The organism is Citrobacter sp. C13, from assembly GCF_014596815.2.
In the GTDB taxonomy this organism is placed as follows: Bacteria; Pseudomonadota; Gammaproteobacteria; order Enterobacterales; family Enterobacteriaceae; genus Citrobacter; species Citrobacter portucalensis.
Window position 1 is genome coordinate 4044644 of record NZ_CP115024.1, and the last position, 12238, is coordinate 4056881.

At 50.8% G+C, this 12238-nt stretch carries 9 protein-coding genes and 1 pseudogene; 2 read left to right on the forward strand and 8 right to left on the reverse strand.

The features are described 5' to 3' along the window. Nucleotides 1-32: 32 nt before the first annotated feature. The 6 genes and pseudogenes from ispH to IB222_RS19355 all read right to left on the reverse strand — a co-directional run bounded on the left by ispH (nt 33) and on the right by IB222_RS19355 (nt 6064). Nucleotides 33-983 (reverse strand): 4-hydroxy-3-methylbut-2-enyl diphosphate reductase, encoded by a 951-nt coding sequence (gene ispH, locus IB222_RS19330; protein ID WP_149384473.1) that lies wholly within the window; start codon nt 981-983, stop codon nt 33-35. A 1-nt stretch (nt 984) separates the two neighbouring features. Next, nucleotides 985-1434, reverse strand: coding sequence for an FKBP-type peptidyl-prolyl cis-trans isomerase (fkpB, locus tag IB222_RS19335; protein ID WP_003829721.1), 450 nt, complete (start codon nt 1432-1434; stop codon nt 985-987). A gap of 117 nt (nt 1435-1551) precedes the next feature. Then, nucleotides 1552-2049, reverse strand: a complete 498-nt coding sequence (lspA, locus tag IB222_RS19340; protein WP_003018932.1) for a signal peptidase II — start codon at nt 2047-2049, stop codon at nt 1552-1554. Next, on the reverse strand, nt 2049-4865 hold the full coding sequence (ileS, locus tag IB222_RS19345) for an isoleucine--tRNA ligase (RefSeq protein WP_003829724.1): 2817 nt from the start codon (nt 4863-4865) through the stop codon (nt 2049-2051). Before ileS ends, lspA begins: the two co-directional genes overlap by 1 nt. 37 nt (nt 4866-4902) lie before the next feature. Beyond that, complete coding sequence (ribF, locus tag IB222_RS19350) at nt 4903-5841, reverse strand: bifunctional riboflavin kinase/FAD synthetase (protein ID WP_003829725.1); 939 nt, start codon at nt 5839-5841, stop codon at nt 4903-4905. A gap of 7 nt (nt 5842-5848) precedes the next feature. Then, nucleotides 5849-6064 (reverse strand): annotated as a pseudogene (locus IB222_RS19355) (DUF2575 domain-containing protein). 105 nt (nt 6065-6169) lie between these two features. Between IB222_RS19355 and rpsT the strand changes: the two are divergent. After that, entirely contained in the window at nt 6170-6433 is a 264-nt protein-coding gene (gene rpsT / locus IB222_RS19360) for a 30S ribosomal protein S20 (RefSeq protein WP_003018940.1), read from the forward strand. A 58-nt stretch (nt 6434-6491) separates the two neighbouring features. Here the strand turns inward: rpsT and nhaR are convergent, their stop codons facing one another. Further along, the gene (nhaR, locus tag IB222_RS19365; protein WP_003829732.1) at nt 6492-7391 is read right to left on the reverse strand and encodes a transcriptional activator NhaR; all 900 of its coding nucleotides are present in this window, start codon (nt 7389-7391) and stop codon (nt 6492-6494) included. A 38-nt stretch (nt 7392-7429) separates the two neighbouring features. Next, complete coding sequence (gene nhaA / locus IB222_RS19370) at nt 7430-8596, reverse strand: Na+/H+ antiporter NhaA (protein ID WP_126319304.1); 1167 nt, start codon at nt 8594-8596, stop codon at nt 7430-7432. Nucleotides 8597-8844: 248 nt separating this feature from the next. On the opposite strand from nhaA, the gene IB222_RS19375 reads away from it, so the two are divergent. After that, on the forward strand, nt 8845-12174 hold the full coding sequence (locus tag IB222_RS19375; protein WP_149384474.1) for an ATP-binding protein: 3330 nt from the start codon (nt 8845-8847) through the stop codon (nt 12172-12174). Nucleotides 12175-12238: the final 64 nt, after the last annotated feature.

The window sequence follows — 12238 nt, forward strand, 5'->3', positions numbered from 1 at the left end:
TGGCATCTTCTCATAATCGTAACCGAAAAGACTTACTCTACTTCACGAACATCCACACGCAGCTCTTTCGGCACTTCGAAAACGATGTTCTCTTCGCGGCCTTCCAGTGGGATCGCTTCCCCACCGCCAAGCTCTTGCAGGCGAGCAATCACATTTTGCACCAGGATATCCGGCGCCGAGGCTCCGGCCGTCACGCCCACACACTTCGCTTCTTTCACCCACGCTTCCTGGATGTCGGTCGCATCGTCAATCAAATACGCAGCTTTCCCCATGCGCTGGGCCAGTTCAGCCAGACGGTTGGAGTTAGAGGAGTTCTTCGAGCCGACCACCAGCACAACATCAGCCTGTTCCGCCAGCGCGCGAACCGCTTCCTGACGGTTGGTGGTGGCATAACAGATATCGTCTTTGCGCGGCCCGACAATTTTCGGGAAGCGTTGACGCAGCGCATCAATAACGTCAGAAGTGTCGTCAACGGAAAGCGTTGTCTGTGTCATGAAGGATAATTTTCCTTCATTTTTCACATTGAGTTTCAGCACATCATCCGGTGATTCAACCAGATACATTCCCCCTTGCGGGTTGCTGTACTGACCCATTGTGCCTTCAACTTCCGGGTGCCCGGCGTGACCAATCAGAATGGATTCTTCGCCACGACGGCTGGCGCGGGCAACTTCCATATGCACTTTCGTTACCAACGGACAGGTTGCATCAAAAACCGTGAGGTCGCGGCCTTTGGCTTCGTTACGCACCGCCTGAGACACGCCGTGAGCGGAAAAAATCAGGATCGCGCCATCCGGCACTTCGCTGATTTGCTCAATAAAAATAGCGCCGCGCTCGCTCAGGCTATCCACCACATAGCGGTTATGCACCACCTCGTGACGGACATAAATCGGCGCGCCATAAATAGCCAGCGCGTTTTCCACAATGCTGATAGCGCGGTCTACGCCAGCGCAAAAACCGCGCGGGTTGGCCAACAGGATCTGCATTTTACGCCTCCAGTGCCGGTTCGATTTCCAGCACTTCAATATCAAAATGAACGGTATGCCCGGCCAGCGGATGGTTGAAATCAACCGTGATCGAGTCACCGTTGATTTCGCGGATCACACCAGGCATCTCACTGCCGTCCATTGCGGTAAAGAGCATGATAGCGCCAATTTCTGGCTCGCCCGCGTCCATAAATTCCCGACGCGAGAAATACTGAATTAAGTCCGGGCTTGACACGCCAAAGGCGGCATCCGGTTCCAGAGCAAAAGTGGTTTTATCACCTTCTTTTAGCCCCAGCAGGTGTTGTTCCAGTCCTTCAGACAGAGAACCGTCACCCAGGCGAAACAGTGCAGGCTTGCCGTTATTGCGGGTTGACTCTGCGGTTGAGCCATCGTCGAGCTTAAGGGTGAAGTGCACCAGCACCGCACTGTTACTCTGTACTGATTTAGACATGCAGGTTGCTCTTTAAAATTGCTGCCGCCTGTTTGCCCGGTGGCGCTACGCTTACCGGGCCAACAAGGATCGCAGTATATTGTAGGCCGGATTAGCATAGCGCCATCCGGCATTTTTTTATGCGGCTTTTTTCTCTTTCGACGGCAGGAAGCCTTCGAGCACAATCAATGCCGCGCCGATACAGATAGCAGTATCGGCCAGATTGAAGGTCGCGAAATGCCAGTCGCCGACGTAAAAGTCAATCATATCAACCACGAAGCCGTGCCACAGGCGGTCGAACAAGTTGCCCAGCGCACCGCCAATGATTAACGCATACGCGATGTTGTTCAGCTTCTGCGTCGCCTTCGAGCGATACATCATCACCATCAGGATGACGCAAATACCGATGGCGATGCCGGCAAAGAACCAACGTTGCCAGCCGCCGCTGTCAGCTAAGAAGCTAAACGCCGCACCGTAGTTACGCGCGTAGTGCAGATTAAGCGACGGAAACAGCGACACCGTATCCCCCAGAGCAAAGTTCTGGAGGATCAGGTATTTGCTGCCTAAATCGATAATCAGCACGACTACCACCAGCCACAGCCAGCGTAGTCCTGTTGAACAAAGAGGCTTACTCATCAGGCAAACTTACGTTGTTCGCCATCACCGGCGATGTTGCTGACACAGCGTCCGCAGATATCTGCATGTTCCGCCACCTGGCCGACGTCGGTAGTGTAATGCCAGCAGCGCGGGCATTTCTCACCTTCGGCTTTGCTCAGTACGATTTTCAGACCTTTGAGCAGTTCGCTCTGCTGAGCATCAGCAGGAGCCGCTGCATAATCCGCAACCGTCGCACCAGAGGTCAGCAGTACAAAACGCAACTCTTCGCCCAGCGCGGTCAGTTTCGCCGCCAGCTCAGGTTCAGCGTACAGGGTCACTGCCGCTTCCAGAGAACCACCGACTTTCTTATCCGCACGTGCCTGTTCGATGACTTTGTTCACTTCGCCACGCACTTTCAGCAGCTCGTCCCAGAAGGCATCGTTCATCGCCTCGGTTTCGCCTAAGCCAAACAGACCTTCGTACCATTCACCGGTAAAGACATACTTCTCACGATCGCCCGGCAGGTAGCCCCAGATTTCATCGGCGGTGAAGGACATGATCGGCGCCATCCAACGAACCAGCGCTTCAGCGATATGGAACAGCGCAGTCTGGCAGCTACGACGCGCCACGCTGTCCGCTTTCGCGGTGTACTGACGGTCTTTGATGATGTCGAGGTAGAACGAACCCATTTCGACGGAGCAGAAGCGCATCAGGCGCTGTACCACTTCGTGGAAGTCATAGGCTTCATAGGCTTTCAGGATTTCGTCCTGCGCCGCTTGCGCACAACCTACCGCCCACCTGTCCAGAACCACCATCTCTTCCGGTTTCACCATGTCTTTAACCGGATCAAACCCATTCAGGTTCGCCAGCAGGAAGCGCGCGGTGTTACGGATACGACGATAGCTGTCGGCAGCACGTTTCAGAATTTCGTCAGAAACGGCCATTTCACCGGTATAATCGGTTGAAGCAACCCACAGACGCAGAATATCCGCGCCCAGTTTGTTCATCACATCCTGCGGAGAAACGGTGTTACCGATAGACTTGGACATCTTACGGCCCTGACCATCAACGGTAAAACCGTGGGTCAGTACCTGGCGATAAGGTGCTTTGCCTTTCATGGCGGTGGAGATCATCAGAGATGACATGAACCAGCCACGGTGCTGGTCAGAGCCTTCCAGATACATATCTGCCGCATGGCCTGCAAACTCAGGACGCACGTCCACGACGGAAGAGTGGGTTGAACCAGAGTCGAACCACACGTCCAGCGTATCCGGGACTTTGACATACTGGTCAGCTTCGTCGCCGAGGATATCTTTCGGATCGAGATCCCACCACGCCTGGATGCCGTCAACCTCAACGCGTTTAGCCACTTCTTCCATCAGTTCGATAGCGCGCGGATGCAGCTCTTCGGTGTCTTTGTGAACAAACAGAGACATCGGCACACCCCACGTACGCTGACGAGAGATACACCAGTCAGGACGGTTAGCAACCATCGATTCAATACGCGCTTGGCCCCAGTCCGGGATCCACTGCACGCCTTTGATCTCTTTCAGCGACTGTGCGCGCAGGCCTTTTTGATCCATGCTGACGAACCACTGTGGGGTCGCGCGGAAGATGATCGGTGACTTGTGACGCCAGCAGCATGGGTAGCTGTGCTGCATCTTCTCAACGTGCAGCAGCGCACCTTTTTCGCTCAGCAGCGCAACGATTTTGTCGTTGGCTTTAAAGACGTTCACGCCGTCCAGATCCGGATAGGTACCCGCCAGGTATGCGCCGTCCGGGCCAACCGGGTTAGCGATTTCCAGACCGTATTTCTGGCTGATGACGTAGTCATCCGGACCGTGACCGCCAGCGGTATGAACCGCACCGGTACCCGCATCCAGCGTAACGTGATCGCCAAGGATAGCCGGTACATCGAAGCCCATAAACGGATGGGTAAAGCGCAGCAGTTCCAGCTCAGCGCCTTTAACGGTGCCGAGAATGGTGTATTCAGCCGCGCCAATACGCTGCATAACGCTTTCAACCAGATCTTTCGCCAGAATCACAGCCTGGCCGTCAATCTGCACCAGCGCATAGTCAAAATCAGGTGCCAGAGAGATTGCGCGGTTCGCCGGTAACGTCCACGGGGTAGTGGTCCAGATAACCAGAGAGATCGGGCCGTTGACGTCAGAAACGCCAAATTTCGCTTTCACCGCATCCTGATCGGCAGCGTGGAACGCTACGTCGATGGACGGGGAGGTTTTGTCATAATACTCAACTTCCGCTTCCGCCAGCGCGGAACGGCAGTCAACGCACCAGTGCACCGGCTTCGCACCTTTGTGCAGGTGACCGTTACCGATGATTTTACCCAGCGCACGAATGATGTTGGCTTCGGTTTTGAAGTCCATGGTCAGGTACGGATGCGACCAGTCGCCCAGTACGCCAAGACGGATAAAGTCTTTACGCTGACCGTCAACCTGGGTCGCTGCGTATTCGCGGCACTTGGCACGGAACTCTGCGGCGGTAAACTTCTCGCCCGGTTTGCCGTATTCCTGCTCTACTTTCAGCTCGATCGGCAGACCGTGGCAGTCCCAGCCCGGAACGTAAGGCGAGTCATAGCCCGTGAGTCCTTTGGACTTCACGATAATGTCTTTCAGAATCTTGTTAACCGAGTGACCAATATGAATGCTGCCATTCGCATAAGGAGGGCCATCATGCAGAATGAAGGTTTTTTTGCCTTTTTTGGCCGCACGAATGATGCCGTACAGGTCATCATCAGTCCAACGCGCCAGCATTCCCGGTTCGCGCTTGGCGAGATCGCCGCGCATCGGGAACCCTGTTTCCGGCAAATTCAGGGTTGATTTATAGTCACTCATCAGATTCTCGGTTCCGTATTTAAAACTCGTATAGGCATTAAGCCGGTTTTGTTAGCCCAAAAAATTCACGGGCAGTCAACTCATCACGCGCAATCTGCGCTTTTAGCTCATCCAGCGAGGCAAATCGCTGTTCGCTGCGTATTTTTTTACGCAGTACTACATCTATATGGCGACCATACAGGTCCATTACAACGTCCAATAGATGCACTTCCAACTGTTGGCGTACGCCTGCTACCGTCGGGCGGGTGCCGATGTTGGCGACGCCGGGTAAAGGTTTGTCACCCAGTCCCATCACTTCAACTGCATAAACCCCTTTTACCGGAGAAACCTGGCGACGCAGCGGTAAGTTTGCCGTCGGAAAACCGATGGTGCGCCCTAATTCATCACCATGAACGACACGTCCTGAGATAGTAAAAGGATGCCCAAGCAGGCTTTCGGCCAGTTGCAGGTTATCTTCTGCCAGCGCCTGACGTACCGCGGTGCTGCTAATGCGCACACCGCCTTCGCAGAAGGTTTGGGTGCTGGTGATATCAAAACCATACTCAGCGCCCGCTTCCTGTAATAACAAGAAATCGCCCGCACGGCTAGCGCCAAAGCGGAAATCATCACCAACGGCAAGAAATTGTACACCAAGGCGCTTAACCAGCAGATCGCTGATGAAGGTCTGCGCCGTTAATGCCGCAAAGCGCCTGTCAAAACGCACGCACAGCACGTAGTCCACGCCGCATTCCGCCAGATAACGCAGTTTTTCGCGCAGGCGAGTGAGGCGCGCAGGTGACTTGTCGGTCGCAAACAGCTCTAGCGGCTGCGGCTCGAAAATCATCACCATCACCGGTAAATTGCGTTTGCGCCCTTCTTCCCGTAAACCCTGCAGCAACGCACGGTGACCACGGTGCACGCCGTCGAAATTACCAATAGTCAGCACACACCCATGCGGGGCCTGACTGAGATTATGTATGCCTCGTATCAGCTTCATGTCTGGCTCAAAACAGTGAAAATCGTGAAAGTATACCCTGTACCGCGGTCAACGTTAACCGGCGATTGTTTCTACGAAACAGAAAGAGGATTGTTTTCATTGTTATGAAACAAATTGCAGACCTTCACGGGCACGCCAATGCAATTTTTCTCGTGGAAAAGCTGTATTCACGCCACGCAAGCTGGTAGAATCCTGCGCCATCACTACGCAACGAGTGCTGCAATTTAAACGGCGCTTATTTGCACAAATCCATTGACAAAAGAAGGCTAAAAGGGCATATTCCTCGGCCTTTGAATTGTCCATATAGAACACATTTGGGAGTTGGACCTTGGCTAATATCAAATCAGCTAAGAAGCGCGCCGTTCAGTCTGAAAAGGCCCGCAAGCACAACGCTAGCCGTCGCTCTATGATGCGTACTTTCATCAAGAAAGTATACGCAGCTATCGAAGCTGGCGACAAAGCTACTGCACTGAAAGCATTTAACGAAATGCAACCAATCGTGGACCGTCAGGCTGCTAAAGGTCTGATCCACAAAAACAAAGCTGCACGTCATAAAGCAAACCTGACTGCACAGATCAACAAACTGGCTTAATCGCCTGCTTGTTGTCGCTTTGTGAAAAAACCCGCGCAAGCGGGTTTTTTTATGTCTGTCATTTGTTCGTTGGCGTAAAGAGCGCCGAGTAGTCCGCATTGCAGATACGCTGCACCGCCGGATGCTGGATCATCCTTTCCGCAAATATGGCGTGATACTCTTCCATCACATTTTCTACGCGTCCAATTTCAACAATAGAATCATCGGCATAGAAATTGTGCGAATACAGCGTAGGCGCAACGAAAATGGCATTATGCGTTGCCCCAAACGCTTTCATCAGCGCAGCGTCATCAAACTCACCGAGGATTTCGACATTCAATCCTTGTGAGTTGATCCAGTTCAGCAGCTTACGTCCGAGCATCGAACGGCGCCCAGGGATCAACAATCGGCGCTCTTCCAGACAGGCCGGGAATGGTTTTTCAGGCAGCGGTTTGGTGCACCAAAAACTCACGCTGCACTCGCCTATCCGCACTGAGAACAACCCTTCCTGCTGCGTAGAATCGATCGGGCAGTCGGAGATGATCATATCCAGCTTATGTTGGCTGAGTTGATCCAACAGCATCTCATGCGTTGATTCAAAACAACGCAGATGGATTTGTTCATCTTCAACCACAGCGGCATCCAGTACGCTACTGACCAACTGCTTCGATAGCGCATCCGCCACGCCGACATCGAACAGCAAATTAGACTCTTTGCGGTAGTTCACGATATCCAGCATTTCCTGGCTTAAGGTGAACATCTTATCCGCGTAACGAAAAACCAATTCGCCTAACTCACTGGGCTCCAGCCCACGCCCCTTCCGCTTAAACAATTTTCCCTGTAAGCGTTCCTCAAGCGCTTTAATCTGCCCGGTAATGGTCTGCGGTGTCAGATAAAGCGCTTCTGCTGCACCAACCACTGACCCTTCTTTATAGACATGCCAAAAGTAGTACAGATGGTTGTAGTTTATATGAGACATACTCTCTCCCTGAAAATTGTCACAAAAGGGTTATCCCGTCAGGCTGACGCGTTCAACCGGGTGCGTAACCAGCTGTAACCAATAACCGCCGACAGTAAGGAGCCAATCAGGATCCCCAGTTTCGCCCAGTTAATCAGCTCAGGATCGACATTGCCAAACGCCAGGCTGGCAATAAAAATCGACATCGTAAAGCCAATGCCGCAAAGAATACCGACCGCCATAATCTGCTGGAAGTTCGTTCCCTCCGGCAATTGCGCCACCTTGAGGCGTAATGCCAGCCAGCAAAACAGGCTGATACCCAGCGGTTTGCCGATCAACAGGCCAGCAATGATACCCAGCGGTAATACCGAGGTCAGTCCATCAATAGTGACGCCCTGCAGTGAAACGCCCGCGTTAGCGAAGGCAAACAGTGGCAGGATCAGGTATGCCACCCATGGATGCAGAACATGCTCCAGTCGCTTCGCCGGTGAACGTCCGTGTTTTTCCTTCAATGGAATGAAGAAGCCCACGATCACGCCCGCCAGGGTTGCATGCACACCGGACTTCAGTACAGCCGTCCACAGCACTACGCCAACCAGAATATAAATACCGGTGCGTCTTACACCGCACAGATTCAATGCCGCCAGAACGAGGATCGCGCATGCGGCAACACCCAGCGACAGCAGCGAGAGATCGCTGGTATAGAACAGCGCGATGATGACGATAGCGCCGAGGTCATCAATAATCGCCAACGCCATCAGGAAGATTTTCAACGCCAGCGGCACACGGCTGCCCAACAGCGCCAGCACACCTAATGCAAAAGCGATATCCGTTGCCGCCGGGATCGCCCACCCTTCACGGGTGATGGGATCGGCATAGTTGAATGCCAGGTACAGCAGCGCCGGGACAATCATGCCCCCGATAGCGGCAATGATCGGAAACGCCGCCTGACGCAGGCTGGCCAGCGAGCCTTGCATTAACTCGCGCTTCACCTCCAGACCAATCAACAGGAAGAACACCGCCATCAACGCGTCGTTGATCCACAGCAGCATATTTTTGTTGATCTCAAGCGCGCCAACCCGCAGTTGAACGGGCGTTTCCAAAAAGGCGTGGTACCATCCACTGGTAACCCCGATATTTGCCATCAGCATAGCGACCACGGCTGCGATGATCAGAATGATGCCCCCCGAGGCGTCGCTACTAAAAAAACGATGCAGATGTTTCACTTTTATTCTCTCTATTGGGTGAATACTTCGTAAATACTATCTTACACCCTCAAAAAGCTCGTTAAAATTAGATTATTCATTATGGATAGATCGGATTTTACGAGTAAAAATTTCAGCAATCATCAAGATGTTCTGCCTGTGCCATTACCGCCAGAGAGAATGATTCCTCCTCTCAGATCTTCAAAAATTCTTGGATCAGAGTATTCTCGTATTCATTGATATATTGGGATAATAATCAAAGAGCTAAGATGGACTCGACACCTCTCCCGCAAGAAATATTGAGAACCTGGCAACGCATAGAATTTTTTCAGCCTTATACGCTTGAAAGAAAAGATAAAAGCCTGCTGATCCCACTAAAAAAACTCATTACATTAGGTGATGCTTCACTTCCGTGGCATTCAGAGAAATTACGCCAGCAATATGACATTCCGCCGAAGGCATCATTTATTGTTCACGTAGGGCTATTTGAGAAAAATATCGTCAGCCGTATTAGTCAGGAGGTTCTTGGAACAAATGAGGAAAATGACGACGAATGCGAACAGCGCTTGGATCAGGAAGGGACAACCTGTTTTGCTAAGATGCAGTTGAACGGAGAAGGTGTACCCACGAGAGATAAACTGTCGGTAAGTTCGCTACCCTGGGCGTTGGGCCATCTTAAAAAACGTCAATTCCACAAACTCGACTCATCAGTCTTCGCGGTCGATTGTATGCATCTTGCCGATACATTCAATGATTTCTGCGTTACGTTAGAGCCCGTAAGGGAAAAAGGCCCGGGAGTATTGCGCGCAAGCAATATTCTCACGCTGCTCGACACTCATTTAACATCATGGGCGGACTTTGCACCTGAATGGCAATATGCAATACAAATTGACTGGTTTAACGGCAACAATGAGAGCCAGGACACGGAACAAGAAGAAGCTAGCGAAACGGAAGACCTCATAAGCGACAATGAAAAGGCATTAGTACTTCCCATCTTAAATAGCTTCTTTTTTGAGGATATTGAAGATGCAATGTCATCATTGGAAGACACTCGATGCCGAACACTCAATACTTACCTCACTCACCTTGTTCACAGAAACCCGGATCTCTATTCTCAGAAAGGACTAACAGCCATTATCGATAAGCTGCATCCGACTAAAATGCCTCTGGGGCGTTGGCCTTCAGAGCCAGAGCACGCGATGTCATTAATGCAGCAGTTTGCAATAAATACGGCGGTAGAAGAGCTTGCTGAAGGTGGATTACTATCAGTAAATGGGCCTCCGGGAACGGGGAAAACGACGTTGCTGCGTGATTTAGTTGCGCATAATGTCGTTGAACGAGCGAGAATCCTTGCGGGCTTCAGCAATGTGGAAGATACGCTTACCCATGAAGGCTTTATCGTCCCGGAACTGACCGGTTTCGAAATGATTGTGGCCTCATCCAATAATGCAGCCGTAGAAAATATCTCTAACGAATTACCGCAAAAGAAATCGCTGGCCGAAGAATTTCGTTCTCTTGACTATTTGTCACCGACCGCAAATCAAGTTGCAGCAAAATCCCTGCCCAAATCTGCGCATAAAAGAGATAAAGATGGAAAAGGAACTGAGCGTAATTACCATCTCTTTCGTCCTCTTGCGACAGAAAAACAGTGTTGGGGATTAATTTCAGTAGCTCTTGGAAGAAAAACAAATCGTACAAAATTCGCCCAAAGATTACTGTTTGATGAGCATTTTTTACGCGACACATCAGTCGAAATGGCTAGACCGGACAACGAAAACTTTCTCAGCCTTTGGCGCTGGAAGTCTTGCCACAATAAACTCTCTTTTACCGCAGCAAAGCAGCATTTCATTCACTGCCTGAAAACAACAGAAGAGCTGCAAAAACAGTTAGCAGAATTAGCCGAACTGCTGGCAAAAAAACCTTACTGTTCATCTGATGTTTTGTCTTCGGACATGGCAAAAGCGGCAGTGCGATGTCAAGAGCGGCTTAGCGCACTTAAGGAATTTGAAGCTGAGCAGGACGTAATTGAAAAACAGATTCAGCATGCCAAGCAACAGCAAAAAATAGAAGAAGCCGATGCACCTGGCCTGCTGACTCGTTTGCTCAATCGTAAAAAGGTACAGACTTACCAGACATCATTACGTAACACACAACAGCATCTTTTAACGCTTAGCGCATCATTAATACACAAAACACAGCTCATTTCTGAACAGCGTAAACAACTGAATGAGGCAGACGCCCAAAAACGCCGCTTACAGCAAGAAATAGACAGGATTGCCCTGCAGCGCGAGGAAATAGAACAAAAATTGCGGGACCTGAAGGATAAGTTTTCAGGAATAGCTCTACCTGATAGCCATAAACCCATCGATAATGCTGGCTTACAGCGCACCGCATTCTGGCAAAACGCTCAGATCAACCGCCAACGCTCACTGTTGTTTATGGCTGCGATGGATCTTCATCAAGCCTGGCTTTACGAGGCAATGGGGAGCGTTGATCGCTTTAGAGAAATGTTCCTGCTCCGCCTGAGGAATTTTTTAAATTCCCCTCATCTTGAGCCCACGCCACTCCCCTGGTGGCAAACGTTATGCATGTTTGTCCCGGTACTCTCTACAACCTTTGCCTCAGTGGGACGTATGCTGCATGGAGTAAAAGGCGGCGAGCTTGGCTGGGTAATGATCGATGAAGCTGGCCAGGCATCACCTCAACAGGCCGTCGGCGCCATATGGCGCGCCAAACGCGTACTCGTTGTGGGCGATCCGTTACAGATTGAGCCTGTATTCACCACCTCTCCATCACTGGTTAGGCACCTTTGTCAGGACCTTCTACACGAGCATGCTGAAAAGTGGAATCCAGAAAAGCTCTCAGTCCAACAGGTTGCCGATCGCGTCAATCATTGGGGCTGCAAATTAGAGATGATGAACAATAACATCTGGATTGGGATCCCATTATGGGTACATCGCCGTTGTATCGAACCCATGTTCAGTATTGCTAATAAACTGGCATACAATAACCGGATGATTCACGGGCTTGATACAGACAAAATCTGTAGCCGTCTTGTCAATGGCGAACTTGAAAACCACTGGTTGGTTTCAAGAGGCGGTTTGGGAGACAAGCAGTACCGAGATAGTCACGGTCAAAGCCTGATTACACTGCTGGACCGTCTACTCACGGAAAATATAGATCTGGGGTCTATTTACGTTATTACTCCATTCAAGGCTGTTAAATATGCTTTGTTGGAACTGATTGAACAAAGAGAGCTGGCCAGCTGGCAACAATACTCACCGCGACTAAAACATAAAGAAATTAAAGAGTGGCAAAAAAGCTGTGTTGGTACAGTCCATACTTTTCAGGGGAAAGAAAACGACATCGTTATTTTTGTTCTTGGATGTGATGTACACAATCGCGGCGGCGCAGAATGGGCTTCGAGCAAACCTAATCTTCTGAACGTGGCCCTTACCCGTGCTAAAAAACACATTTTTGTTATTGGAGACCCATTGGTATGGAAGACATTACCCGGATTTGCAAGTGTCGCACATACCTTGCCGGAGAAAGCAGAGACAAATATCGTTGTTGAACAGGTAAGCCTGGAGTGGAAGTGAGAACAGAACCAAAAATAAAAGCCTGAGATTTTCCAATTTCAGGCTTTTTAGAATATACGGCAGT

Excerpts from the sequence above, each read along its gene's own strand:
- fkpB (WP_003829721.1), bottom strand. The coding sequence starts at position 1,434 with ATGTCTAAATCAGTACAGAGTAACAGTGCGGTGCTGGTGCACTTCACC.
- ribF (WP_003829725.1), bottom strand. The coding sequence starts at position 5,841 with ATGAAGCTGATACGAGGCATACATAATCTCAGTCAGGCCCCGCATGGG.
- ileS (WP_003829724.1), bottom strand. The coding sequence starts at position 4,865 with ATGAGTGACTATAAATCAACCCTGAATTTGCCGGAAACAGGGTTCCCG.
- nhaR (WP_003829732.1), bottom strand. The coding sequence starts at position 7,391 with ATGTCTCATATAAACTACAACCATCTGTACTACTTTTGGCATGTCTAT.
- lspA (WP_003018932.1), bottom strand. The coding sequence starts at position 2,049 with ATGAGTAAGCCTCTTTGTTCAACAGGACTACGCTGGCTGTGGCTGGTG.
- IB222_RS19375 (WP_149384474.1), top strand. The coding sequence starts at position 8,845 with ATGGACTCGACACCTCTCCCGCAAGAAATATTGAGAACCTGGCAACGC.
- ispH (WP_149384473.1), bottom strand. The coding sequence starts at position 983 with ATGCAGATCCTGTTGGCCAACCCGCGCGGTTTTTGCGCTGGCGTAGAC.